This window comes from Runella aurantiaca, assembly GCF_003339505.1.
GTDB lineage: Bacteria > Bacteroidota > Bacteroidia > Cytophagales > Spirosomataceae > Runella > Runella aurantiaca.
The window spans coordinates 164,498-190,573 of the sequence record NZ_QPIW01000004.1; the positions used below are offsets into that span (position 1 = coordinate 164,498).

Consider the following 26,076-nt stretch of genomic DNA (forward strand, 5'->3'; position numbering starts at 1 on the left):
TATAACAGTCATTAGCAAAATAGTTGACCTATGGCCATCAATGTCTTAAAAGCCCAAAGCCAAAAGCGTACCGCACGCCCCGTTCGCAGCAAGAGCCGAGTATTGAGTTGGCTTGGGCAATGGTTCCACGTTGAAAAGTGGATTGGCGGACGCGAATTTCCCGTCAAATACCTTGACGGAACCCTGTATTTGCTTTTTTTAGGGCTTATTGTGATTTTTTTTCGCATCAACGCCGAACGACAAATGCGGCAACTACGCAAAGCAACCGAAGAGGTCAATAACTATCGGGCGGCCTATACCATTCTCAAAGCCAATTATATGAAGATGGGTAAACAGTCAGAATTGGCCCCCAAAGTGGCCAAAATGGGCCTGTCGGAGAGCCGAAAAACGCCCCAGCGTATTCAGGTGAAAAAGTAATAATTTGAGCAATTGGCATTTGTGTACCGTTAATTATCCCTAACCATGAGAGGCAAAACTGGAAATATTCGTGACGATATTTTGCAGCGTTCTTGGGTAGTAGCCATTGGGCTTATTATCCTTGGGGCGTTGGTTATTTACCGCATTTTTTATATTCAACACTACGATCTTTACAAGGGAAAACCCTGGATTGAATACATGTCCAAAACCGTTCGCGTGGATACCATTCCTGCTATGCGTGGCAATATTTACTCCAATGATGGCAGTCTGATGGCGACGTCGTTGCCTTATTTTGAGGTTTCTATCGACCCTACGGTGGCCGACAGCGTGTATTTCTACACCCGGGTCGACTCGTTGGGAACGCTTTTGGCCAATACTTTTGGACAACGCACGGCCGAGAGTTATGTAAAAGAGCTGCTCTTTGCCCGACACGAATTTGAGCGGAACGAGCGGCGAGGAAACCGCAATATTCGGCTGCTAAAACGTAAAGTGACTTATCGTGAGTACAGCATTATTTTGGGGCAAGAATTTAAGGGAACTGTCAAAAAGAAGGACGGCACAACCGTGAAAGCCACCTGGAAAGGCTGGCCATTTTTCCGTCGTTTTTCGTCGACGGGGCGCAGTCGGGGTGGGAAATTGATGATTACCTACGAGCGTTATAATCCCTTCGGTTCATTGGCGGAGCGTACCATTGGCTATCTCGACAAAAAGACCCGGCGTGGATTGGTGGGACTGGAGGCTAGTTTTGAAAAGCGATTGGCAGGAACTCCGGGCGTAGGGCTGTACCGAGTCCTTGATGATCAGACATTTATGCCCAATGAAGACGAAGATGGATTGCAACCGTCCAATGGCTACGACTTACACACCACCATCGACGTTAATTTTCAGGACATTGCCGAAACAGCACTGCGCAATACGCTCCGCAGTTATAATGCTGCTTATGGTTGTGTGATTGTGATGGAAGTCCAAACGGGCGAGATTCGGGCCATTGCTAACCTCTCTCGTGATACCGATTCAAGCTACCGCGAAACCTATAATCACGCCCTCGCAGGGTTGGGAAACCCCGGCTCTACCTTTAAATTGGCCTCCATGTTGGCGGCGTTGGAAGAAGGACTATCGCCCAAACGCGTCTATCAAACTGGCAATGGAATTGCGACCTACAAGTCGGCAATCATTCGGGATACGAAACGCGTAGGACACGGCAGCATCACGGCACAAGAAGTGTTTGAAAAATCCTCAAACGTCGGTGTTCACTTAGTGATGAAAGATTATTTTTACACAAAACCTGATAAATATGTGGGTTATCTGAAGCGCTTTCACCTGCGTGAGCCTACGGGTATTCAGATGAAAGGAGAGCCAGACCCCCGCGTTCGGACGCCATCCGACAAACGCTGGAGCAAGACCTCGCTGACGTACATGAGCTATGGCTATGAGTCAGAGTTGACGCCTTTGCAGATGCTTTCATTTTATAATGCCGTTGCCAACGACGGCTACTGGGTGCGCCCAATGCTGGTCAAGCAGATAAAACAGGCCGATCAAATTGTGCAGGAAATGGTGCCATTTCGCAGTGAAGTACGCATTGCTTCCGAAAACTCTCTGCGCAATGCCCGAAAAATGTTGGAAGGTGTTGTGGACCACGGAACGGCCACGAATATCAAAAATCCGTTTTACAAAATTGCGGGAAAAACGGGAACTGCTCAAAAACTCGTGAATGGCCGCTACGTGCCGGGGTTGTACAATACATCGTTTATCGGTTATTTTCCCGCCGATGCTCCCCGTTATTCGGTGTTGGCGGTGGTAGACAGCCCGCGTGGATTCAGCATGGAGCAACTTTACGCGGGTAGCGTGGCGGCACCTGTATTTAAGGAAGTGGTAGACCGGATTGTGGGGTATGACATCAACATGCACCCACCGATTCCGAAACAACAAAACAAGAATTCCGAAATGTCGCGTCAGCTGCGGGCGGGGCATGCCGATGACTTGCGGGTGGTGGCCGAAGAAATGGACATTGAGTCGCCTGTGAATGTCAACGGATGGGTAGAAGCCAAAAAAGATAAGGACGGTGTAAAATGGGAAAGCCGCGATGCCGACCCTAATAAATTGCCCAATTTGAAAGGAATGTCGCTCCGCGACGCCCTTTATTTGCTCGAAAACCACGGTTTTAAAGTGGCATATACTGGAAAAGGAAAAGTGGCAGAATACGAATATAAGGGAGGAAAGTATATTTTGACGCTGCGATAGTCTTCTTAGGTAAAACAAAACGCCCCTCTCATGGTCAATGAAAGGGGCGTTTTTCAATTTATCCCCATTTTGCTTTCTGAATATGATCAATGCTTATCTGGATACTTTCGAGCGGAGGACGCTTGCAAACATCCTGCTCTACAAAGTAATGTTTGAGGCCAGCCACGCTTGCTTCTTTGAACAGACTGGCAAAATCAATGCTGCCGAGGCCCACTTCCGAAAACTCTTTTTCGGGTGTTTTGGCCATGTCTTTGACGTGCCACAACGGAAAACGATTCGGGTATTTGGTGAAGTACTCAGTAGCATTTTCGCCCGCTTTTACGACCCAATAGAGGTCCATTTCCATGACGACATTGGTGTTTTTGAGCAATAAATCATAGGGCTTTTGGCCGTCGATTTTTTGGGTAAATTCAAAGTCATGGTTGTGATAGCCCATGGTCAGGCCCGATTTGAGGGCGATTTCGCTGCTTTTGTTGAGCAAATCAAACAGTTGGTTGTAATCCTCGGCTTTACGCTCGCTATCCATGAGGTAGGCAAGCACTACGTATTGCTGACCGATGGCCGCGGCGTCTTCTACTACTTTTTCCCAATTTTTGGTTAATCCGTCGGTCATTCCAGGCGTACGCGCTGTCATGTAGTGCCCGCTGGCGGCCGAAAGCCCGTTGTCTTTCAAGAGTTGGCTGTATTCGGCAGGTGTTTTTTTGAAAAACTTACCCTGTCCGTAGCCAAAATTTTCCACCTTTTTGTAGCCAAGTTTGGCCACTTCAGTCAGTATTTTTTCGATACCCTGCTTTTGAATATCCTCGCGGAGGGTGTACAGTTGTAGGCCTACTGCTTTGGCTTGCGGGTTAGCTTCGGCCTGCAATTGCAATAAGGCAAGTGCACCAAGACCGGCAGTGGTTTGGAGAAAGGTTCTGCGTTTCATTGAACTTAAAATTAAAGATAGGTTAATTAGTAATTTAAGGCGCAAATGTAACCGGAAAGCAATTAGTTACCTTAGATTGACTCGAAAAGAATAACCGTCCGTTTATGTTGCCTAATGCAACGTTCAAATAAAAAAAATAGTGTTGATGCAACATTGAATTTAACTTTTGCATCTTATACCTAAAAACCCCTGAAATTGATATGAGAACAGCCATTTTTTACCGCCTCACGACCCTTCTTTTTGCCAGCGCTTTTTTCTTAGTAGCCTGCTCTTTTTCGGCTGAAAACCGTGAACGCCAAGACGACGACCGTACTACTCGTACGTTTGACCTCAAAGGTTTTGACCGCCTTTCTTTGGGAAGTGCGTTTGAAATTACGGTCACTAAAGGGAACTATTCGGTCAAAGTAGAAGGCCGTAAGCAAGACCTCAACGACTTGGAAGCCGATGTGTCGGCAGGAAAACTCCGTATTCGTTACAAGGATTCTTTTGGGTGGAACCGTAACCGTAAACGCATATCGGTCACGATTTCGATGCCCACGGTCAAAGCCCTTGATTTTTCGGGAGCCACGACGTCGAGAGTGTCGGGCTTCAATGATTTGGCAACGTTGGATTTGGATATTTCGGGTGCTTCCAAATCCGATATTCAGGTAAAGGCCCAAAGAATTGTGATGGATGCTTCTGGTGCTTCCACAATTGTGCTGACGGGTTCGGCTAACCGCTTGGAAGGGGAAGTGTCGGGGGCTACCTCATTGAGAGCCTACGATTTTCCCGTGAAAGAAGCCTTTCTGGACGCCTCGGGGGCTAGCAACGTGCGCGTAAGCGTCAATGGTAAACTCGAAGTAGAAGCCAGCGGCGCGAGCAGTGTACGTTATCGTGGCACGGCTTCGGTGCGCTCCAATACCTCTGGTGCCAGCTCGGTCAGAAGTGAATCATAGACAGATAGTGGAACGACGATTGTCGAATTTTCTTGAAATAAAACAGCCGCGTTCTGAAAATATACCTTCAGAACGCGGCTGTTTTTGGTGTAAAGACATGATATCTCGCTCAGCGGTCAATCCAGCGTTTAAAAACGGGGGCTTTTTCCCGACTAATTTCTACTTCGGAGACGTGGCTGCTTCGCAGTTTGACGTATAACTTTCCAGAAGCGTCACCTTTGTAACTTTCAACGGCATTTTGATTGATAATTTGCCGCCGTCCTGCCCTGAAAAACTCGTTGGGGTTGAGGATGTCTTCGATTTCATCCAGTGTGTTTTGTTCGGCAATGTATTTTTGACCGTCATTAGTTACCACAAAGATTACTTGGTCAAGATAAAACAGCGACACGTCGGCCAAGTTGATGGGGATGGATGCATTGCGGTGCTGAACAATCAGTTTTTCCTTGTACATCCGTCCGATTTGGGAAGGGTGATTGGCTAGTGTTTGCAACACTTCGGTCGAAATACTTTGGTTTTTTTGCAGCGCCTTAAATTTACCAAGGGCACGAATAAGGTCCTCTTCGTCGATGGGTTTTAAGAGATAATCAATACCATTGACCTTGAACGCCTTGATGGCGTATTCGTCGTAAGCGGTAGCAAAAATAATCGGACATTTGATGTCGAAATAGTTAAACAAATCGAAGCTGATGCCATCGGAGAGCTGAATATCCATGAAAAGTAAATCAGGCTCGGCATTTTGCATAAACCACCGTCTGGCGTTTTTTACGCTGTGCAAAACATCGAGTACCTCGGCCTGAGGCGCAATATCTTTCAACATTCGTTGGAGCTGTTCGGCAATGAGGGCTTCGTCTTCTACGATGAGTACTTTCATGGTGTTTGGTCAGGTTAAAGTAATGGCAATACGATGCGAAAAAATTCGGGTGTTTGTTGAATCTCAAGCGCCGTTTCTGAAAAATAAGCGTATAAATTCCGCAAGCTGCTTAAGCCTTGCCGATTTTGAACTTCCAGAGTACGTTTGATTTGGAGGTTGTTTTCAATGATAAGTCGTTGGTTCTCAGTTTTTATCGTAACCAATAACGGCGAATCGGGGTCGGTTAGGTTGTGTCGGGTGGCGTTTTCAATCAGAATCTGCAACGTGGTTGGGACGATTTGATACGAATAATAGGCTTCGGGCACGGTAAGGCATACTTCTAGCCCTTTCCCAAAGCGGGTTTGGAGCAAATCTGCGTAATCTTTAATAAAACACAACTCTTCACCCAGCGTGACTAGTTTGGTGTGTCGGGTGGTAAGAACGTAGCGGTAGACGCGCGTCAATTGACTTAAAAATTTGACCGCCAGCCGTTGGTCGCTGTAAATCAGACTTTCAAGGGTGGCTAGGCTGTTAAACAAAAAATGTGGATTGAGTTGACTGACTAAATTTTGGTATTTAACTTCCGAATGGTCACTATCGTACGCGGTTTTTTCGCCCGCTTCTTGGGCGGGTAATTTGGGTGGTGTAGATTCTATTTTAGGCGTTGGTTTCATTCATCAGGCCGTTTGTTGGTGAGCGGCTTCAATCATTGTGGCCGACATCACGCCGTATACATCAATCCACGCTTGTTGTATTTCGGGTGTAAAATCACTTTTTAGTACCTTTTCCAACGTCCACAACAGCGCCTCTCCAATGTATTGATAATGCTGTTCTTTGGCGCCGTACTTCACGTGTTTCTGCCCTAAATCTTGCAACAGCGGCAGCAGTTCATCCATATTATCCAAAGAGCATACCGTAAAACTAATCACCTGAAACAGCTTGATACCTTGGGTTTTAAGTTCGCTTTTGAAAAGATGCTTTACCTCGGGCACTAGCTCAAAAAAACGCGTATAAAACACTTGAGCGGCATACTCCGATTTGGGAACAATACGGGCAAAACTTGTTTGTACTAGCTTTTTTTGTTGATCATTCATGGGTTATGTGTGGGTTGGTTGTATAAAATTAGATGATTTAAATAGCATAACTAAAAAAAACAGCCCAAGACGTCGGTTTGGATGTCTAATCCTGCAAAAGCTAAAACCGAGGCGTTAATCCAGTAATGGAACATAAACGGTAAAACGGTCGACGGTTTCCTTTACTTCCATGGGTCGGTCGGTCAGGTAACTATACAAAGCCCGAAAATCGCCCAGTCCTTTTTTGTTGGAAGTGGTTACGGTTCCGCGTTTTTGTAGGTTATTTTCAAAAATAAGATAGTTGTCTTCTTCCCTGATTTTTACCCAAAGAGGTGATTCTAAGCTGGTTGTGTTGTGTTTGATGGCATTTTCAATTAAATTTTGAAAAGTAACAGGGACCACTTTTTTGTGTGCCAAATCGTCAGGAATGTCTATTTCAACGCATAGCCCCGTGCCGTATCGCATGTGCAGCAGGCTTACAAAGTCACGGGCAAAGCGCAGTTCTTGTTCTAGCATGACCACTTCGTTGTCGTCGTTTTCAATCAAATACCGGTACACTTTTGTCAATTGACGGAGGTATTTGGAGGCCAGTTTGTGGTCTTTGTAGATGAGACTGTCCAAAACGGCCAAGCTATTAAACAAAAAGTGGGGATTGAGTTGGTTGATAAGTCCTTGATAACGAGCTAGTACTTTCTCACGCTCAAGCATGATGGCTTTGCGCTCAGTTTCAACTTGTTGCTTTTGGACAATTTCAAACTTTTGACGAAAATCTAGTTTTTCGGTCAATTCCTGATTGAGTTGATTTTGAAGCACTTGCTGTTCTTCCAACAATTTTACCTGTGTGGCGTGTTCGCGTTGGATGATTTTTACGCGGGAACGATAAATATAAACGCCGACGGCTACGACCAGCATCACCATTAACGTTTGAAACCACCATGTTTGCCAAAATGGAGGATTGATTACGATGCGAAGAGTATACGGGGCGGGGTTCCAGACTCCGTCATTGTTGGCGGCTTTTACGTGCAAAGTATACTCCCCGGGCGGTACGTTGAGGTAGCTGATGTTTGCTTGGGTAGTAGGAGTTCGCCAACCGTTGTCATTTTTGACGCCTTCGAGCCAGAATGAAAACAGATTGTTTTCCGAATGGTCATAGCTTAGGGCTGCGGCTTCGATGGTAAGGTCGTTTTCATCATACGCCAGCGTAATCGGAAGATTGTTTTGAGGAATGTGCGTAGGAAGAACTTCCTGACCGTGTACCCTTAACGACGTCACGACCACGGGCGGCACAAACGTGTTGGTTTTGACGCGGTCGGGATGAAACCGTACCAGTCCGTACAGTCCCCCAAAATACAAATTACCTAATTTGTCTTTGGCCACCGATTTGGTCTCGATAGAAAGCACCTCAAGGTTGTCGGCCCGACCAAAGGATACAAACCGTTTTTGTTGTTCGTCGTACCGGGTTAAGCCATTGGCGGTTCCCATCCACAGCGTATTTCGGACCCGTATCAGCGCCGAAACGTAGTTGTTCGCAATGCCGTGCCGGGTAAAATAATTGGTAAACGATTGAGTTTTGGGGTCAAGACAGGCCAGTCCGTTGTCGGTCCCCATCCATATATTGCCCTTTGAGTCTTCCGAAAAAGACATCACGCCGTTGTCAGGCAGGCTTTTTGGGTTATCTTCTTGGTACCGATACGTGGTTACTTTTGATAAATCGGGACTGATGCACAGTACCTCGTCAACCCCGCAGCCTACCCACAGATTTTGTTTGCTATCGGTGTAGAGGCTATTGTAGCGATTGAGGGGCAAATGCCTAATGCGCTCATCGTTAAAGCGATTGGCAAAGGTTTTGGTCTTGGGGTCAAATATATTCAGTCCCTCATCGGTGCCGATAAACACCCGCCCGTCTGCCGTGGGGTGTAAGTCATAGACCAGCCTGCCAGCCACAAAATGACGCCCAGAAACGATAGGCGGCGGAGAGGGCATTGCTTCATTGGGCAGATGGTCATATATGGTGAATTTCCCCGTCGCAGGGTCCAAATGCTGAAAGTGCTGGGTGGCCACGTACACCTTATCTTCAGGGTCAACGTAGATAGAATTGACGCCGTTGTCAGAAAGACTGTATTTGTTTTTTGGGTCGTGGCGGTAGGCTTTGTAAGTATTGGTGGTTTGGTTGACCCACACCACGCCATTGTCAGTTCCCAACCAAAGGTTCTCTTTGCTGTCGATTGCAATCCGGTTAATGGCCCCGCCGTTGGCTGTGGTAGGCTGATAATTGGCTTCTTTTAAGGGGGAAGTAAATGACTGACTGGCTGGGTTAAACCGACTGATGCCTTTGTAAGCAGTACTAAACCAAAGTACGCCCGAACGGTCCTGAAATGCGGTTCGTACATAGTTGGAACTCAGACTATTGGGTACATTGATTTGGCTTTGGTAATTAATAAATTTTCGTTGGTTTTCGTGATAACAAAAAATCCCTTGTCCTTGGGTACATATCCAGAGTTTGCCATCTTTGGAAAAAAACAAAGAGCTGATTTCTCGGGGTTCGGCCAATGGAATTTCCATTTTTATGAAATGTTCGGTGGCAAGGCTCAACATTGACAACGTACCGTTTCGGGTGCCAACAATAATATTACCTGTTTTTGGGTGCTTCGCTAAGGCCGTCACGGAGTTGTCGGGAATGGTGCCCAATTCATCGCTTTTACAAAATACCTGAAAAGAATTCTCTTCAATATTGTAGCGGTACAGCCCCAAGTCGGTGCCAATCCAAACCGTGGGGCCATCAATCAGCAGCGAGCGAACAGAATAGACGAGTGGCTTCGAGGAGGGGTCGGTGGGAAGTTTAATTAGTTCTGATTGCTTGGTTTTTGGGTCAAAAAGAATCAGTCCATTGGCGCTACCTAGCCAGAGTTTGCCTCGGAAGTCTTCGCCGATGCAGCGAATATAATCGGAACGCTCACCGTACTTGGTAAAATGAAAGCGCTCAAATTGTTGCGTTTTGAAGTCCATTCGGTTAAATCCGTGCTGTGTTCCTACCCAAAGGGTTCCATTTTTGGATAACAAAACGGAACGAACAATAATATCCGAAAGCGAATAGGGGTTTTGGCGGTCGTGGTCAAAAACTTTGCATCGGATACCGTCATAACGTGCCAGTCCAGCCAACGTACCAATCCATATAAAACCCGACGTATCTTGAGCAATTCCAGTGCAATAATGAATAGGAAGCCCCTGCTCAGGACTGAGGTGCTGAAAAGAGATTTCGGAAGATTGTCCAAACACCAGAACCTGTGTCCAACAGCTCAAAAGTAGACTAAAAAAAAGGGATGAGCTTGTCCGCATTTGTTGTGGCTGAAAAAAGTTAAGTAAGACGTAAAAGTGCAAAAAAATAGCCTTCTTTTACTTCGTTAAACGGATTTGACAAGCTGAATCGATAAAATTGGAATTGGATGAAAGTAAAAAGAAGGGGCTGAAGCGAAAAATAAAACTTACCAAAGCGTTGGTTTTTAGGGCTGAAACGGGGTAGAAAAAGCACTGAGCCGTAGGATAAAGGCGTTGAATCGTGGGAGTTTTGCCGTTGAATAAATTGCATTTTGAGTATAAAAATTAGTTTTTAGTTTTGTTTAAAATAGCGCTGATAAACAGCGCATTGTTTGTTAACTCATACGCAGATGAAGAATAATTTTTTCGGTATTTTCTTTGCCATATTTGCGGCCGTCGGGACGCTTTTCGGTGCCATTGGTTTTTTTACTTGGAGCGCCGATCAAACAATCAAACGGAATGGTATCAAAACCACCGGGACGGTCGTCTCCTTCAGCAGTTCGTCAAAAGGAGGAAGGGCGCCTGTTATCTCGTTCATGACACAATCGGGGGAGAGCCGCACGTACTATTCTTCTACGTATTCAAGCCCGCCGTCTTACGATGAGGGGGAAAATGTAACCCTGTGGTATTTGCCCAATGACCCCGACGAAGTCGTGCTTTCTGGGCTAGAGTCGTGGCTTTTGCCGGGTATTTTTGGCGGAATTGGACTTATTTTTGGGGCAATAGGTTACGGCGGATTTATCTGGCGCTGGCGTCGAAAACGCCTAAACGATTGGCTGCGCTTACATGGTCAAATTATCATGGCCGACGTGGTGGATGTCAGGTACAATACATCCCTTTCGGTAGGTGGAAAACATCCTTGGATGATTATTGCTCAATATTTTGAACCACAGTCTCAAAAGGTTTATAGCTACGAAAGCGATAATATTTGGTTCAATCCTGCGCCTTTTATGTCGCCTGGCCAAAAAGTGACGGTGCGTGTTTCTCCCAAAGATTATGGTGTGTACGAGGTAGATACTTCTTTTTTGCCAAAACAAGGAAATTGATTTTGGGAAATGAACTAGGGCGTTATTGACGGACGCGGAGGGGCTTCTCCGCGTTTTTTTGTAGTTTTGAGCCTCATTTATCAAAAAGATAACCTTACATTCAATGGAACAATTAGACTGCCTCAATCAAGTTGCTGAGTTTCACCGCACTTTCAAACACCCCATTTTAGATACCCCCCAAATTCCGTCGGCAGACCGCTGCAATCTGCGTGTGGCCCTGATTGCGGAAGAACTGAAAGAACTCGAAGTGGCGATTTTGGAGAAAGACATCGTGGGCGTTGCCGATGCCTTGGCCGATATTCAGTACGTTTTGTCGGGTGCGGTGTTGGAGTTTGGATTGGGGAGCAAGTTCAAAGCCCTGTTTGATGAAGTACAACGCTCAAACATGAGCAAAGCCTGCAATACCATCGAAGAAGCCGAAGCCACCGTTAAGCACTTTGAGGCCAAAGGAACGGAATGTTATTATAAAGAAGACAGCGAAAAATACCTCGTGTACCGAACCGCCGACAACAAGACCTTGAAGTCCGTTTTTTATTCTCCCGCCGACTTGGAAAGCATTGTGGAGGCTTAATGATAAAAATATGACGCCCATTGAAACCCGTGAAGTGTGGCTGAGAGGTCCACTGCCTGAAATTCCTGCTTTGCTACAACCGGTAGCCCATGCGCTATTGCAGGCGCGCGAAGAAGTGCAGGCGTTGGCCAAAGATTTTCCCGAAAATAAACTATGGGAGCGCCCCGCAGGAGTCGCTTCGGTAGGGTTTCACTTGCAACACCTGACCGGGGTACTCGACCGGCTTTTTACCTACGCCCGGGCCGAATCCCTGAACGCTGCGCAGTTGCAATGGCTCGCCAACGAAGGCAAACCGCAGGAAAATCTGGAATCGTTTGAGGCGTTGTTTCAATTGTTTAGTCAACAGGTAGAGCAGGTATTGGCGCAAATTCAACGTACCAATCCCGAAACCCTGACCGAGATTCGGGGTGTTGGGCGCGCCCAAATTCCCTCGACCGTACTAGGATTGCTTTTTCACGCGGCGGAGCATACCCAACGGCATGTGGGGCAACTGCTGGTAACGGTGGCGGTAGTACGTGCAAGTTTGACGTAGAAGTGTGGTTTTTTTTCTACACTTTTTTGTGAAATAAGCGCGTTTTCGGCAATAAATAGGGAATATTCCCCAAAATAGGTCTGGTCATAGCATTTTAAGGAATAGGGTAGTTTAATAACTATTCTAACTTCAAAACGACCTACTACTATGATACGCTGGACCGTAATTTTGTTAGTTGTAGCCCTTATTGCGGCTGTTTTAGGATTTGGCGGTATTGCAGCAAGCGCTGCTGGCTTGGCCAAAATTGTATTCTACATTGCGATTGTGTTGTTTTTGTTGAGTTTAATTGCCGGACGAAGCAAAATATAAATAAACGCCCGCTAACGCATCAAAGGCCAGAAACGATTCGTTTTTGGCCTCTTTTTTTACACAAATTTTCTATTTCAATTCCATGTGTAAAATAGGATAAGGCTTACCCAAACCATCAAGTTCTGAACGACTTACAACCACAAATCCCATGCGTTCATAAAACCCTAATGCTTGAGGGTTTTGCTCATTGACATCTACTTTTCGTACGTTTAATTGATGAATAGCATGGTGCACAAATTGCGCTCCGATGCCCTTGCCGCGCGCGTCGGGATGGATAAAAAGCATTTCAAGGCTATCGCCGTGGACGCCCATAAAGCCCAGAATCCGCCCTGTTGCGTCTTTGGTGCAGACCAAATCGACGGCTTTTAGGTACTCATTCAGAATCAATGGTTTGAAATAAAGAATATCGGCCTCGGGCAGAAAGTGATGAGTTGCCCGCACCGATGCCTCCCAAACCTCAGTAACTTCAGGATAATCGGACGGAAAAACGGGCTCAAGAAGCAGTTGGTTTTTAGAGTTGTTCATGGGTAATGTCGGCTGAAGTGAAATCAACTGCAAAATGGGGTACGTTTGGTTTTTTACAAAACGATTTGTTAAAAAACAGCAATGTTCATTTACTTTTGCGTTTCATCAACGTATCGTATTCCTTTTCTAACTGCTCCATTCCAAATGATTCGTTACATTCTACCGACGCTTTTATTGATTTCTTCCGCTTTGTGGGCGCAAGTAGCCGCTCCCCCGTTAAAAATCAGTTGGGAAATCATTGAAAACAACCACCAAGGAAAATCGGCTTCGCTTACCGCTTTTACCATTACCAATACGGGTAAAAAACCGCTTCCCAAAAACGGCTGGACGATGTATTTCAATTTTGTCCGCAAAGTAGATACGACGCTATCGACCGACTTGAAAGTGCGTCACATCAACGGAGATTTGTTTCAATTGGTGCCCACCGCCAGTTTTCAGGGGCTTAAACCGGGTGCTTCGGTGCAGGTCAATTTTATCTCTGAAGCATGGGTGGTCAATTTTACCGATGGCCCCGCTGGCCTGTATTGGGTGTGGGACCAACAACCCGAAAAAGGCTATTCGCTGACTGATTATACCATAAAACCTTCCACTCAACCGCGTCAATACCAGCGGTTTGCGGGAGATAAATTGGGGCTTATTTCGCCCGCCATGACCTTTGCCCAAAATAAATCCATTCAGGATATTCCCGAAAAAGAAATTCCTAAAATCCTCCCAACTCCCCAACACTACCGTGAAACGGGAACTTCTTTGGTGATTACGCCCGAAACTAAACTTTTTGCTCCCGCTGATTTCAAAGAAGAAGGCTCTTTTTTGGCTGGACAGTTGAGTTCAATGCTTGGGAAATCTTTGGCTTCAAGTACGCAAAAGGCCGAAGCTGCCATTGTTTTTCGGGTGGATAGCAGCCTCGCAAAAGAAGCGTATCGGTTGGTTGTCAATGAAAAAGGGGCAGAGATTGCCGCCGCTGACCGGGCGGGTGCTTTTTATGGAGTGCAGTCATTGTTGGCGTTGCTGCCCCCTACTTTGTGGGGGAAAACGCAGGCGAGCTTAACCGTAGCGGGTGTTGAAGTAAACGACCAACCCCGTTTTGGTCATCGGGCCATCATGTTGGACATTGCCCGTAATTTCCATTCCAAAAAACAGCTTTTAAAATTGCTCGACTTGATGGGTTTTTATAAACTCAACGTGCTGCATTTGCATTTTTCAGATGATGAAGGCTGGCGTTTGGAAATGCCTTCGCTGCCCGAATTGACGCAGGTAGGGGCCACGCGCGGGCACTCCAATACCCCACTAAAAAATCTCCCTCCTGCCTATGGCTCTGGCCCCGACCTAACCGCCAATGCGGGCACAGGGTACTACAGTCGATTGGAATTTGTGGATATTTTACGCTACGCCACCGCGCGTCATATCAAAGTGATTCCCGAAATAGAAGCACCGGGTCACGCCCGGGCGGCCATTAAGGCGATGGAAGCGCGGTACATGACCAAACTCGCCGAAGGCCGCAAAGTGGAAGCCGAAAAATACCTCTTGCACGACCCCACCGACCGCTCGGTGTATCGCTCGGTACAGATGTACAACGACAATGTCATCAACGTGGCGTTGCCTTCCGCCTATCGTTTTTTAGAAACCGTCACCGATGATATTTTGGCGATGTACCGCGAAGCAGGCGCGCCACTCGAAACCATTCATTACGGCGGCGACGAAGTCCCGACGGGCGTTTGGACCAGTTCTCCGGCGGTCGAAAAGCTCCGTCAGCAAAATCCAGAACTGAAAACAACCGACGACCTTTGGTATTATTTCTACGGAAAAATCAACGATTTGGTCCAAAAACGAGGCTTGTTTTTGTATGGTTGGGAAGAAATTGCGATGCGAAAAACGCTCCTCGACGGCAAAAGTCACATTATTCCCAATCCTGATTTTGTAGGGCAAGATATGCAGGTGGATGTGTGGAACAACGTACTGGGCTGGGGTGCCGAAGACTTGGCGTATCGACTGGCCAATGCGGGCTACAAAGTGGTACTGTCGTGCGTGACGCACTTGTATTTTGATATGTCGTACTACAAATCTTTTGACGAACCCGGCTACTATTGGGGTGCGTATACCGACGTCGACAAACCGTTTTCGTTCATTCCTTACGATTATTTCAAAAATTCCAAAGAAGACCGTCTGGGCAATCCCCTCGACCGTTCTATTTTCAACGGAAAAGAGCGTCTCACCGATTACGGAAAGCAAAATATTGTGGGTATTCAGGGGCTTCTCTGGAGCGAAACGGTCAATTCGCCCGAAAGAATGGACTACATGATGTTGCCAAAACTCATGGGAATGGCCGAACGGGCATGGGCGCAGTCGCCCGCTTGGGCGGAAACGAATGATGAAAAAGCCTACCAAAAAGCGTGGTCGGTTTTTGCCAATCAACTTGGCAAACGTGAATTGCCGCGTCTCGAATCGTTTGCGGGAGGGTTTGCTTATCGTTTGCCAACGGCAGGGGCTCTAGTGGAAGGAAATGAAGTAAAGGCTAATGTACAATTGCCCGGATTAACTATCCGTTATACGACTGATGGCACAGAACCTACGGCCAATAGCGCGGTATATTCGCAGTCTATCTTGCTGAGTAAAGGCATGAAATTTAGGGTGTTCAACAGTGCTGGTCGCGCGGGAAGAACTGTGGAGGTGAATCCGTAGCAATGCTATTTATAAATCTCAAGAATGACAGCCGTATATCCCTGCGAACGAGCAGTCATAAAAATATCGTAATCGTTCCAATCAAGTAATTAAGCAAATTTATTCATACAAAGTCGCAGTAGCGCAAACTTATAAAATGTGCGATGAAATTGCACCCGCATTACTTCCTATTCCACCATTTCACTCCCAAATACAAAGGATAACTCAGTATCAGAAAGCCGAGCGCATAGACGCTACTGCCGGGGTCTTGAAAGCCAGCCCCAATCAAAAATGCCAAAGAAGCAATCAACACAATCCACGGAATGAGGGGATAGCCGGGCACTTTCCAAGGGCGTGGAATGTCGGGTTCAGTTTTGCGGAGGTACAACAACGACGCAAAGCCCGAAGTATAGCCAATCACGAAGAAAAACGTGGCGATGTCGGAGAGTTTGCCGCTGGCTTCCTTGCCACTGACGATAAACAAAACGGCCATCGCAACCGACAACGGCATGGCAATGCTGGGCGTACCGCCGGCATTGACGCGGGTGGCCTGCGAAATAAACAGTCCATCGCGGCCCATGGAATAAAGCACGCGGGGGTTAAACATCACCTGCGCGTTGACAATCCCTAGAATGGAAATCATCAGAAAGAACGTCACAATTTTGCCCGATTGCTCGCCGAAAATCAACGTAATGGCATCGGCGGCGGCGAGTTTGGATTGTTGCAATACGGGCATGGGCAAAATGTACAGAATGGCGGCGTTGACCAGTAAGTAGATGGCTACAATGAGCGCCAGCCCGCCGAGCATGGACTTGGGCAGGTTGCGGGACGGGTCGGCATCTTCTTCGGCAAAATAGGCGGCGGTGTGCCAGCCGTCGTAGGTATAAAAAATGGCTTGTAGCGCAAAGATAATGGCTCCAATCATAGAACCTTTTTGCATGGCGTCGGCGGTCGTTTCTACTACTTGTGTGGGCGTAACGGCGTCGCCGTAGATAAAACAAATCACGACAAACGCAAAAAGACCCACGGCTTTGGCCACGCTCATGATTTCTTGGGCGCGGCTGGCGGTGCGTAGGCCAATCCAATGAAGCAGCCCAAGGGCCAACAAAATGCCCACTGCCATGAAAGATTCATACCCAGCCGTTTGGGGCAAAAGTAGCGCGATGTATTCGCTCATGGTAAAGGCCCCGAAGGCCGTGGCGGAAGACGTGCCCAGCCAACTGTTGAAGCCTACCACAAAGCCCGCGTAGCCTCCAAACGCCCGTTTGGCATAAACATACCAAGCGCCTGCTTTGGGAAACGTAACCCCTAACTCAATGGTACAGAGTACCCCCAGTAGTGCGTATATGCTCACCAGCACCCACACACCCATAATGAGCCACGGGTCGCCGAGGGCATTGGCGATGGGGCCAGGTTTGCGCAGAATACCCGTGCCGATGGTGCCGCCGATGGTGACGGCGATGCCAAAACCTACGCCGAGGATTTTAAGTAATTGATTGTTTTTAGGTTGTGGGTCAACAGATTGCATGTAAGTTAGGTTGGTTACAAAACACCTTTGTTGGCAGTGAGACTGCCAGTAGAGGTGGAGATTGGGCGGCGGTTGCTAAATTGGTAAAAAAAAGCCAATCAGCATAATTTTCGGTATGAATTGACTTGTTTAAAAAACAGCAAAGGGCGGTGTTTTGGGGCAAATTTGGTTGAAATTTCCCCTGGTATTTTTCGATTAGAGGGTCTAATTATTGAGAAGTGTATGAAAATATGCGCTATTTTTCGTTTTATTTGTCAAAATTGGCTCCCGAGTCGGTAGTTGAGTCTGGCACAGTGTTTTTATTATTATTCTTGCCAGTAAAGGGTTTTGTGCCTTTTCAATGCTCAATTTTTGTTAAACCGTCAAAACCTACGACTAAATGAAAGCTCTCTCAACGTTTTTTTATCAATTTTCAAATTGGAAAACCTTGTTGTTGTTGTTGGCATTGTACATTGTATTTCCTGCGTACTTTCTTAAAAATGCCGAAATTCGAATGAATCACCTGTCGGGAAAAACCCTAGGACCTATTGATTTGACGATTGGATTTACGCCTTCCCGGACCCTGCAAATGGTTGAAGAATACGGGGAGGCAGCGCGGGCTTTTTACGCAACGATTGAAATGACCACCGATGTGGTTTATCCCATTGTGTATTCCTGCTTGTTTGCGGTGATTTTGTCTTTGTTGTATTATCGGAAATCCTACGCCCCTTTTGCCTACGTAAACTTGTTCCCGTTTGTCTCTTTAGTATTTGATTATTTAGAGAATATCACCATCGTTACGATGCTCAAAAGCTACCCTGAGCAGTCGATGACCGTGGCGAGTTTTTGCGAAATTTTCAAAATGATTAAATGGTTTTCGTTTGTCGCCACGGTGCTACTGATTATTTATGGATTGTTAAAATCCTTGAAAATGCCCAAAGACCTTAAAGCATAATTACTGCTCAATCTTGTATTGAACCATGACCTTCTCACTTTCGCCCGTTGAAATTTACGAACGTTTGGGGACGGTAATTAAAGGCTATCAGGAAGCCCTTGGCCGCTATTCTGACGAACAATTTACCCATAAATCGGCCGAAGATGTGTGGTCGTTGGGGCAGATGTACGAGCATTTAGTGCTTACCTCTAATTTTTTCTTTTTGGCCAATACCCTGCGTTGTCTTGAGCAACGCAAAGGCCAATTGGGCGGAGAAAAAAACAAATACGGAGATAATATCTTTAAATACAACAGCTTTCCACCCGTTAAAGTCAAAATTCCTGAGGCGCTGAGAGGGTCCGAACCAGTGGCAAAAACGCGTTCTGCCTATGGACCGTTGTTGGAAAAAGTGCTACTCGATGCCCAAAAACTAATCGAAACCGTTGGACGTGATGCGGGAGAATATAAATGTATCCACCCTGTTTTTGGTTGGCTCAATGCCCGTGAATGGTATCATAACATGGAGATGCACTTTAAGCATCACCTGCGGCAACAGGCTGAATTGGAGGAAATCTTGAAAGGGTAAGTAAATCGCGTGGACTTTATTTTTTGGCTTCTTTTAAATATTTCACCATCAATTCACCCGTTTTTTCGGAAGCCCCTTTTTCACCCAAAAGTGCTTTTACGTGTCGATAATCCTGAAGTTGGGCTTCGCGGCGCGCGCCCTTGGGTAGCACCGCCCGTAGTTCTTCCGTCAGATGTTGTGATGTTAAATCGTTCTGAATCAGTTCTTTTACGGCTTCTTTTTCGGCCACAAGATTGACCAGTGAAATGTAAGGGACACGAATCAAATTCTTGGCAATCAGATAACTGAGCGCACCCGTTTTATAGCAAACTACCTGTGGAACTTCAAAAAGAGCCGTTTCGAGGGTAGCCGTACCCGAAGTGACCAGTGCCGCCGTGGCCACTGAAAGCAAATTGTAAGCGTCGTCCGTTACGCGTTTAATGCCTTCTTTTTCAAAAGGTTCATAAAGTTCATTCGGTAAATTACTTACGCCCGCAATCACGTATTGATACTCAGAAAACTGAGGTTTGGTAGAAGTCATGAGCGTCAACATTTGCTCCACTTCCTGCCGACGGCTGCCAGGCAATAACGCAATGACGGGCTTTTGAGGGTCGAGTTTATTTTCAACCAAGAAATTAGGATTGGGGGTAAAATCGGCAATGGCATCAAAAAGTGGATTGCCAACGTAGTCTACCTCGTAGTCAAAACGTTTGAAAAAGGCTTTTTCAAACGGAAAAATGACAAACAGTTTGTCAACATCATGTTTGAGTTTCAAAGCGCGGTTTTGGTTCCACGCCCATACTTTTGGGGAAATGTAGTAGAATGTCTGGAAGCCGTTTTCGTGGGCAAAACGAGCCATCCGCATGTTGAAACCTGCGTAATCAATTAATATCAGAACGTCGGGTTGGTAGGAGAGGAGGTCGGCTTTGCACGCTTTCAAAAAACCTGAGATGGTACCCAAGTTCTTGGCGACTTCCCAAAAACCCATAAACGCCATTTCGGCATAGTGCTTCACCAGCGTTGCGCCAGCGGCCTGCATCATATCACCGCCCCACGCCCTAAACTCGGCTTCGGGGTCGTGTTGTTTGATGGCTTTGATGAGGTTGCTGCCGTGTAAGTCGCCCGAGCGTTCGCCCGCAATGAGGTAGTATTTCATGGGCGGGTCAGGAGTTGAGCGCGAAGGGAATCGACCCGAAGCACGTTGGAAGTGTATTGAAGTTTATTGCCTTCTTTGGTGGAATACAAAATGCCGATTTGATAATCGTCCGGTCGAAAGTTCTCGTTGTACAGCGTTACTTTAAAACCGGGCCGATAGAGTTCTCCGCGGGCCAAAAACTGCTTTTTCCCCGCCTGACTCGGCCAAGTGGGCAACACGTAAGTGGTATTTTGACGAGATTTTAGAACAATAAACACCCCATTTCCTTTCCCCAATCCGGGTTGAGGACAATCGTTGTTTTCAAGCGTAAATTGCCAAACTGTTTGTGGATGTCCAAAAAAATCAACGGGCTTTGAAGTGCTGTTCAATGTCAGTTGGAATGGCTGGAGAGAAGTGGTATCCACTGGTTGGGCTAGGGAAGGCTCCGCCGCAGCCAAAGGCGAATCAGCAAAGCGATAGATGCCTTTTTTGTAAGCGGGTTGCGTAAAAAAGTCGGCCAATTCGCTCCGGAAATGCGTAATGAGTTTGTGGTGTTGTCGCCAGTTATAATGGTCGGCCACGAGACTACGGCGACGAACGTCAACGTCGATTTGGTATTGATACACACTTGCCACCGCAAAGGTCAGACCAAAGGCGGCGGCCACGCCCGAAATCCACGCCCGCGAAACGGGTTTCCAGACCAACAGCATCACGTAAACGAGCGTCAGCAGGTGCAAAGGATAGAGGCTATAACGACTGGTAAATACAGAATACACATCTCGTCCGCCCCGCGAAACGGCAATAATACCGATGGTTAACACCGAAAATACAAAGATTCCCACCCAAAAATAGGGCTTGTTTTTGACGGGTTTTGGGGGCGAAAAAAGCGTGTTGAGCGTCAGCCAAATGACCAGTGAGAGTAAGGTTATCAGTCCAATACCAAACGCTCCCCAAAGCAAAAAGTCTTGATTCGACCCTTTAAAGGCCGCCAACCATCCGCCCGACAGGGCCGCAAAACTTACGATGAGATTTTGAATGAATTCACCCGAAATCGTCACTTTGGTTGCTTGCCCTACGCTGTAATTAAGAAAATATGCCAATAGTGCTGCCACCATGCCGACGCTCCACCACAAACTTTTGGTGCGCTCTTTGGCCAAAAGCAGCATCGTAAGGCCCGCCGGAAAGACCAAAAAACCGTTCCCGTTGGTAAACGTGGCGGCAAAAGCCAAAACAAACGCAAAAAGGGTTGGAACCGCCGCAGGATGGTAAGCCAAAAGATAAAAAGTGGCAAAAACCAACAAATTCAATGTCGTATGCTGCATACCGTTGATGCCCCAAAGGGTTACATCAAACACAAAAGGAGTAAGATACCAGAGCAATACCGGAATAAAGTACCCCGCCACAAATCCCCTTTTTAGAAAACTAATGAACCAAAAGCCCAAGATTCCCATTAAGCTTCCGTTGACAATCCAGATGAGGGTTCGGTAGTCAATGTATCCTTTAATGGCATAGACGCAGAGCGCTATCGAACGGGGCACAAGTATCCGGTGGTCGTTTTCTGGCTCTAATAAAAGCTGTATTTTTTGCCAAAGAGAAAAATCATTGGTCAACAGCATATATTTGACCCGGACCAAGTCATAGTCGTCCGTGATAGGAATGTTGACTGCGTAAAGATTTATATAATATATGTAAACCCCTACGATGACCAAAGCGGCCGTTAGGAACGAAATAGGAAGGATGGACTTGTTCAAAATGGATGGCTTAAATTGGCAAAAAACGTGATTGACAATACGTTATTCTCCGTAATACTCTACAAAATTTTTGGGAGTTTCAATCAATTTAAGATAATGCAGTTTTGTATTGGGGGCGAGCTCGGTCAAGCCTTTTTCCAAAACGTTCCAAATTTCCACAATGAAGTTTTCACAACTTGGAATGATTCCCTGCATAAAATCAACGTCTAGGTTGAGATTCCTGTGATCCACTTTATCAATAACGGCGGTTTTCATCAGATTGCCCAGCAATTTCATATCTACCACAAAGCCAGTATCGGGATTGATTTTTCCTTTGACGGTCACTAGCAGTTCAAAATTGTGCCCATGAAAGTTTGGATTGGCACAAATCCCAAATACTTCCGTGTTTTTTTCATCCGACCAACTCGGGTTATAAACCCGGTGAGCAGCGTTGAAATGTTCTTTACGTGTTACGTACACCATATAAATTTAAGAATATGCAGTAAGCCAAGTAGCCCGCTGCCTTTACTTTTCAGTATTAATTTCCGACAAAATTACGACCAAAAACTCGTTTCCGAAAGTTCTTTATAAAGGAGTTGTTTTTATTTAAAAAGTACAATTTATTCCACGAATTTTAACTGTTTTTTTGTTCAAATTATTATATACCTTTGTAAATATTTTACTAGGTATTTTTACTGTACCAACCATTTGAAACCCACTAGTTAAACGCCTTATCATAAGCTATCAGTATGATTATTGTCACGGGGGCTGCGGGCTTTATCGGAAGCTGTCTTATCAGTAAGCTCAACGAAGAAAACTTCAATTTTATAATTGCAGTTGATGATTTTTCGAAGATTGAAAAATCGCACAATTTAGACGGAAAAAAGATTCAGGAACGGGTCGAACGCGAGTCGTTTTTTGAATGGCTAGACCAAAATTACTACGAAGTAGAGTTTATTTTTCACATTGGAGCACGCACAGATACTACCGAATTTGACTATGCGGTCTTTGACGAGCTGAACGTACGCTATTCGCAGAAAATTTGGCAAAAGTGCATTGATTATCAAATCCCGCTGGTGTATGCTTCTTCGGCGGCTACGTATGGTTTGGGCGAATTGGGCTACGACGACAATGAGTTGCAGATTCCTAAATTGAAGCCGCTCAATCCTTATGGAGAGTCAAAAAATGATTTTGATAATTGGGCATTGCAGCAAGAAAAAAAGCCTTTTTTCTGGGCAGGGTTGAAGTTTTTCAACGTATACGGGCCCAACGAATACCACAAAGGCCGAATGGCTTCGGTTATTTTTCATGCCTATCACCAAATCAAAGACACCAAACAGATGCGTTTGTTCAAATCTCATCATCCTGATTTTAAGGATGGAGAGCAGATGCGGGATTTTGTGTACGTAAAAGACGTGGTAGAGGTTTGTTCGTTTTTGATGCACCATCGTCGAAACTCTGGTATTTATAATCTGGGAAGTGGAAAAGCGCGGACGTTTGTGGACTTAGCGACCAATACCTTTGAGGCAATGGGCATAGAACCCCAAATTAATTTTGTGGATACCCCCGCCGATATCCGCGACAAGTACCAGTATTTTACCCAAGCCAACATGAACAAACTCCGTTCTATTGGCTACACAAAGCCTTTTCACACCCTCGAAGAAGGCGTGAAAGACTACGTTCAGAATTATTTGATGGTTGATAAATACTATTAATGAAGATAATCTACTAAATCTTCGGTTTTGTTGATAATAGCGGCGTTGGGGCCCGTTTGAATGTCCTGACCCACTACTTGATAACCCGTCAATAAAATTTGAGTCTCAGGAAACTGACTGCATAGCCTGTCAACGTAGGGTTGTACCTCTTCGTTGGCAGGTACTGAAGTGAGTATAGAGAAAATAAAATCGGGTTTGTGTACCTCGTGGGCAAAAATCAATTCACTGAACGGTAGCGTCTGCCCCAAATAAATCACTTTGTGGTTGCGCGAACGAATCACGTAGGTTGCAAAAAGCAGTCCGATTTCGTGCAATTCTCCTTCGGGTAAGTACAACAAAAACTTCTTAACGTCGGGGCGGTGTTTAATCACCTGCCCATCAATTGCCACAATTACTTTTTGGCGAATGAGGTTGCTCATAAAGTGTTCTTGGGCGGGCCCGATGGAGCCAGTCATCCAGAGGGTTCCGACACGGCTCAAAAAAGGATAAATAATATTGAGCATTGTATTCTCAAACCCAAATTGCAGGAAATTGGTACTGATGATTTTCTCAAAACGCTCTTCGTCCAAATCAATCATTGAAATGGTCAGGGCGTGAATTTGGTCAGGATAATTTAATTTTTTGTCCGAAATGGCAATGACTTCTTTGGCCATTTCGTCAAGCGGTAATTTCGAAATCTCAGATATTTTGAACCCGTGGTCTTTGAGCAACGAGATATTGAGGACTAATTTAAGGTCGTGGTCGTCATACATACGAATGTTGGTATCCGTACGTTTGGGCTGAATGATGTTATAGCGTTGCTCCCAGATACGCAGCGTGTGTGCTTTGATTCCAGAAAGCTGTTCTAAATCTCGGATAGAATAGTTGCTCATCGTCTGCTTTAAAATTTACCAAAATGATTGATAGCTGCTTCCACAATTGAGCTGAAAAGTAGTTATAATAATGACTGAAAACTGAAAAGGCTGTAATGGTTTTCGGTAATGTCTTTAAAAGTGCCAAAGAGTACCGTCATTTGTAGAACTACCTGTGCTTAAAAATGTTTTAAATTATTGTTTTTCAATAAAATAAGCTGCGTTGTGGGATAAAAAAAAAGCAAATTGGCATATTAGTAACAAGCCCGCCAATCGGTTTTGTTTGTGAAATGGAAGTTTGTAAAACAACCACAATAGACCAAACGCAACCACATACCAAGCTACATAGTTTTGTAGAGGCACAGTATTGTTTGCCCACTGCCAGAAATCCAATCGGATGGCAACGGGTTCAATTAAAATATCTAGCGCTACCACCACCATTGCGGCCAGGAGTGCTTTGGTCAATGGAGCTTGATTCCACGTATTTGCGATAATACCCGCGCAATAGATAAGGACAAGCCAATTTGCCCCGATTACCAAAGGAATTTCGATGAATTTCCAACCCAAGGTTGCGCCATAATGGTATTGACCGAAAATAAGACCCGTATGCACACCCAAAGCTTCAATCATAAATCCAACAAAGTAAGCCACTGCGCAAAAAATAAACATATTTTTGTTCCAGTCGGTATGAAAAAGTAACAATAGCCCCAATGAACTCAGCAGGTGAAAAGGGACCAGTGCCTTAAAAAGCGCTTGCGTTGGCGGAAACTGTAACCCGATAAAACCGGCTAAGTGCATGAGTGGCAACACAATAAAAATAACGCGTTGGCCAGCTGGAGAGCGAAGTTGGCTTAAATAAGAATACATACCATTTTGAACCGATAGAAAGGAAAAATGTTTTTAGAAATATACAAAACAAAAAATCCCGGTGCAATGCACCAGGATTTTTGAGAAGGGAGAAAGACGGGACGGTTCGCTGCTGCGACGGTTCGCCGTTGCGACTCGAACTCGTTGCTTTCGCAACCACAATCTGAAAGTTTTATTTGGGGAGGAAGACGGGGCTCGAACCCGCGGCCTTCGGAACCACAATCCGACGCTCTAACCGACTGAGCTACAACCTCCGTGTTTTCAGGCTGCAAAGATAGCAAACTCCTTTTAAATAATCCAAGCCTTACCGCGTTTTTTTGTAGATTTGCGAATGAATTATAGTGCGTAAAAAACGTGCTGAATTACTAATGTTCTAATTTACAAATAGATATGTCACTCAAACAACGCATAGACGAAGACATCAAACAAGCCATGCGCGACAAAAATCAGGATACGTTGCGGGCATTAAGGGCCATTAAGTCGTTAATTTTATTGGAAGAAACCAAAGAAGGAGCCAACGGAATCAGCGCCGATGATGAATTGAAGCTGCTAACGAAGGCCGCTAAACAACGCCGTGACTCAGCCGCCATTTATGAGCAGCAAAATCGTCCTGATTTGCTCGAAAAAGAAATCGCTGAAATTGCGGTCATCGAAAAATATTTGCCAAAACAACTCACCGAAGACGAGGTAAAAGCCAAACTACAGGAAATTATTGACCGCGTAGGTGCAAAAGCCCCATCTGACATGGGCAAAGTAATGGGCCTCGCTATGAAAGAACTGGCAGGGCAAACCGACGGAAAGGTAGTGCAGACGTTAGTGAAGAGTTTGTTGGCCTAAGTTTTCGAATGAACACATTAGATTTATTGATTATTATTCCCCTTGCTTGGGGGGCGTTTAATGGCTATCGCAAAGGTCTCCTGATTGAAATTGTGGGAGTGGCTGCCTTTGTGATAGCCATGATTGTAGGATTTAAGTTTCTACGCTTCGGAACCGACCTGCTGGCACCTTATCTTACTGCAGAACTGGTAAGACGATTTCTGCCTTTTGTTGGTTTTTCCGTTATTTTCTTCCCGACCGTTTTTATGGTCAATCGCCTAGGGTATTCGATGCGCTCTATGCTACGTTATACCTTGCTCGGTACGCTCGACAACCTCGCGGGTGCGGCCGTGGGTATCTTTACTTGGGTGTTTGGCATCAGTGTTTTCTTTTGGCTATTGAGCACCGTAGGCATTCAAATACCACCCAAGTACCGCATGGAAAGCTTTCTGTATGACTATACCGTTCCTATTGCGCCCCAAATCATCAGTGTAATCTCAGACTGGATTCCGGTAGGTGGAAATTTGATTCGCGAATGGGGAAGAGGCGATGGTTAATG

The 26,076-nt window shown here is 45.7% G+C and carries 25 protein-coding genes and 1 tRNA gene; 13 read left to right on the forward strand and 13 right to left on the reverse strand.

The genetic code is table 11. The annotated features are described in order from the left end of the window. Positions 1-30 precede the first annotated feature (30 nt). Complete coding sequence (locus tag DVG78_RS07585) at positions 31-417, forward strand: FtsL-like putative cell division protein (RefSeq protein ID WP_114460494.1); 387 nt, start codon at positions 31-33, stop codon at positions 415-417. 45 nt (positions 418-462) lie between these two features. Continuing rightward, complete coding sequence (locus DVG78_RS07590; RefSeq protein WP_114460495.1) at positions 463-2,658, forward strand: penicillin-binding transpeptidase domain-containing protein; 2,196 nt, start codon at positions 463-465, stop codon at positions 2,656-2,658. 58 nt (positions 2,659-2,716) lie between these two features. On the opposite strand, the gene DVG78_RS07595 is transcribed toward DVG78_RS07590, so the two are convergent. Beyond that, positions 2,717-3,583 carry a sugar phosphate isomerase/epimerase family protein gene (locus tag DVG78_RS07595; protein ID WP_114460496.1) on the reverse strand — a complete coding sequence of 289 codons (867 nt, stop codon included), beginning with the start codon at positions 3,581-3,583 and terminating at the stop codon, positions 2,717-2,719. A gap of 200 nt (positions 3,584-3,783) precedes the next feature. Between DVG78_RS07595 and DVG78_RS07600 the strand changes: the two genes are divergently transcribed. Further along, a complete protein-coding gene (locus DVG78_RS07600; RefSeq protein ID WP_114460497.1) occupies positions 3,784-4,518 on the forward strand; it encodes a head GIN domain-containing protein in 735 nt (244 codons plus the stop codon). A gap of 109 nt (positions 4,519-4,627) precedes the next feature. Here DVG78_RS07600 and DVG78_RS07605 read toward each other — a convergent pair whose 3' ends face one another. The 4 genes from DVG78_RS07605 to DVG78_RS07620 form a co-directional block, all read right to left on the reverse strand. Continuing rightward, positions 4,628-5,389: a LytR/AlgR family response regulator transcription factor gene (locus tag DVG78_RS07605; protein ID WP_114066575.1), complete on the reverse strand. Its 762-nt coding sequence runs from the start codon at positions 5,387-5,389 to the stop codon at positions 4,628-4,630. A 14-nt stretch (positions 5,390-5,403) separates the two neighbouring features. Continuing rightward, on the reverse strand, positions 5,404-6,042 hold the full coding sequence (locus tag DVG78_RS07610; protein ID WP_114460498.1) for a sensor histidine kinase: 639 nt from the start codon (positions 6,040-6,042) through the stop codon (positions 5,404-5,406). 3 nt (positions 6,043-6,045) lie between these two features. Further along, on the reverse strand, positions 6,046-6,462 hold the full coding sequence (locus DVG78_RS07615; RefSeq protein WP_114460499.1) for a globin family protein: 417 nt from the start codon (positions 6,460-6,462) through the stop codon (positions 6,046-6,048). Positions 6,463-6,576: 114 nt separating this feature from the next. Next, positions 6,577-9,777 (reverse strand): ligand-binding sensor domain-containing protein, encoded by a 3,201-nt coding sequence (locus tag DVG78_RS07620; protein WP_114460500.1) that lies wholly within the window; start codon positions 9,775-9,777, stop codon positions 6,577-6,579. Between the two features lie 329 nt (positions 9,778-10,106). Here DVG78_RS07620 and DVG78_RS07630 point away from each other — a divergent pair, with 329 nt between their 5' ends. The 4 genes from DVG78_RS07630 to DVG78_RS07645 all read left to right on the forward strand — a co-directional run bounded on the left by DVG78_RS07630 (position 10,107) and on the right by DVG78_RS07645 (position 12,214). Continuing rightward, the gene (locus DVG78_RS07630) at positions 10,107-10,802 is read left to right on the forward strand and encodes a DUF3592 domain-containing protein (RefSeq protein ID WP_114460502.1); all 696 of its coding nucleotides are present in this window, start codon (positions 10,107-10,109) and stop codon (positions 10,800-10,802) included. A 103-nt stretch (positions 10,803-10,905) separates the two neighbouring features. Beyond that, the gene (locus tag DVG78_RS07635; protein ID WP_114460503.1) at positions 10,906-11,373 is read left to right on the forward strand and encodes a pyrophosphohydrolase domain-containing protein; all 468 of its coding nucleotides are present in this window, start codon (positions 10,906-10,908) and stop codon (positions 11,371-11,373) included. A 10-nt stretch (positions 11,374-11,383) separates the two neighbouring features. Next, positions 11,384-11,905: a DinB family protein gene (locus DVG78_RS07640; protein WP_114460504.1), complete on the forward strand. Its 522-nt coding sequence runs from the start codon at positions 11,384-11,386 to the stop codon at positions 11,903-11,905. A 147-nt stretch (positions 11,906-12,052) separates the two neighbouring features. Continuing rightward, positions 12,053-12,214 carry a DUF1328 domain-containing protein gene (locus DVG78_RS07645; RefSeq protein ID WP_114460505.1) on the forward strand — a complete coding sequence of 54 codons (162 nt, stop codon included), beginning with the start codon at positions 12,053-12,055 and terminating at the stop codon, positions 12,212-12,214. 69 nt (positions 12,215-12,283) lie between these two features. On the opposite strand, the gene DVG78_RS07650 is transcribed toward DVG78_RS07645, so the two are convergent. After that, positions 12,284-12,739 (reverse strand): GNAT family N-acetyltransferase, encoded by a 456-nt coding sequence (locus DVG78_RS07650; protein ID WP_114460506.1) that lies wholly within the window; start codon positions 12,737-12,739, stop codon positions 12,284-12,286. 144 nt (positions 12,740-12,883) lie between these two features. Here DVG78_RS07650 and DVG78_RS07655 point away from each other — a divergent pair, with 144 nt between their 5' ends. Beyond that, positions 12,884-15,418 (forward strand): family 20 glycosylhydrolase, encoded by a 2,535-nt coding sequence (locus DVG78_RS07655; protein ID WP_114460507.1) that lies wholly within the window; start codon positions 12,884-12,886, stop codon positions 15,416-15,418. Between the two features lie 160 nt (positions 15,419-15,578). Here the strand turns inward: DVG78_RS07655 and DVG78_RS07660 are convergent, their stop codons facing one another. Further along, positions 15,579-16,925 (reverse strand): APC family permease, encoded by a 1,347-nt coding sequence (locus tag DVG78_RS07660; protein WP_114460508.1) that lies wholly within the window; start codon positions 16,923-16,925, stop codon positions 15,579-15,581. A gap of 379 nt (positions 16,926-17,304) precedes the next feature. Here DVG78_RS07660 and DVG78_RS07665 point away from each other — a divergent pair, with 379 nt between their 5' ends. Continuing rightward, positions 17,305-17,859, forward strand: coding sequence for a hypothetical protein (locus DVG78_RS07665; RefSeq protein ID WP_114460509.1), 555 nt, complete (start codon positions 17,305-17,307; stop codon positions 17,857-17,859). 25 nt (positions 17,860-17,884) lie between these two features. After that, positions 17,885-18,424, forward strand: a complete 540-nt coding sequence (locus DVG78_RS07670) for a DinB family protein (RefSeq protein ID WP_114460510.1) — start codon at positions 17,885-17,887, stop codon at positions 18,422-18,424. A gap of 16 nt (positions 18,425-18,440) precedes the next feature. On the opposite strand, the gene lpxB is transcribed toward DVG78_RS07670, so the two are convergent. The 3 genes from lpxB to DVG78_RS07685 are packed head-to-tail and all read right to left on the reverse strand — an operon-like array spanning position 18,441 to position 21,751. After that, positions 18,441-19,559, reverse strand: a complete 1,119-nt coding sequence (lpxB, locus tag DVG78_RS07675) for a lipid-A-disaccharide synthase (protein ID WP_114460511.1) — start codon at positions 19,557-19,559, stop codon at positions 18,441-18,443. Continuing rightward, the gene (locus DVG78_RS07680) at positions 19,556-21,289 is read right to left on the reverse strand and encodes a hypothetical protein (protein ID WP_114460512.1); all 1,734 of its coding nucleotides are present in this window, start codon (positions 21,287-21,289) and stop codon (positions 19,556-19,558) included. The genes lpxB and DVG78_RS07680 overlap by 4 nt, the downstream gene beginning before the upstream one ends. 42 nt (positions 21,290-21,331) lie before the next feature. Then, positions 21,332-21,751, reverse strand: coding sequence for a 6-pyruvoyl trahydropterin synthase family protein (locus tag DVG78_RS07685; protein WP_114460513.1), 420 nt, complete (start codon positions 21,749-21,751; stop codon positions 21,332-21,334). Between the two features lie 266 nt (positions 21,752-22,017). Between DVG78_RS07685 and rfaD the strand changes: the two genes are divergently transcribed. Then, positions 22,018-22,983 (forward strand): ADP-glyceromanno-heptose 6-epimerase, encoded by a 966-nt coding sequence (gene rfaD / locus DVG78_RS07690; protein WP_114460514.1) that lies wholly within the window; start codon positions 22,018-22,020, stop codon positions 22,981-22,983. Here rfaD and DVG78_RS07695 read toward each other — a convergent pair. The 3 genes from DVG78_RS07695 to DVG78_RS07705 form a co-directional block, all read right to left on the reverse strand. Beyond that, entirely contained in the window at positions 22,980-23,855 is an 876-nt protein-coding gene (locus tag DVG78_RS07695) for a MerR family transcriptional regulator (protein WP_114460515.1), read from the reverse strand. The genes rfaD and DVG78_RS07695 overlap by 4 nt on opposite strands. Before the next feature lie 174 nt (positions 23,856-24,029). Beyond that, positions 24,030-24,701, reverse strand: a complete 672-nt coding sequence (locus DVG78_RS07700) for a carotenoid biosynthesis protein (RefSeq protein ID WP_114460516.1) — start codon at positions 24,699-24,701, stop codon at positions 24,030-24,032. Positions 24,702-24,878: 177 nt separating this feature from the next. Next, positions 24,879-24,955: transfer RNA gene (locus DVG78_RS07705), tRNA-His, on the reverse strand. A gap of 136 nt (positions 24,956-25,091) precedes the next feature. Here DVG78_RS07705 and DVG78_RS07710 point away from each other — a divergent pair. Next, positions 25,092-25,538 (forward strand): GatB/YqeY domain-containing protein, encoded by a 447-nt coding sequence (locus DVG78_RS07710; protein WP_114460517.1) that lies wholly within the window; start codon positions 25,092-25,094, stop codon positions 25,536-25,538. A gap of 8 nt (positions 25,539-25,546) precedes the next feature. Next, on the forward strand, positions 25,547-26,074 hold the full coding sequence (locus tag DVG78_RS07715; protein WP_114066555.1) for a CvpA family protein: 528 nt from the start codon (positions 25,547-25,549) through the stop codon (positions 26,072-26,074). Positions 26,075-26,076 lie beyond the last annotated feature (2 nt).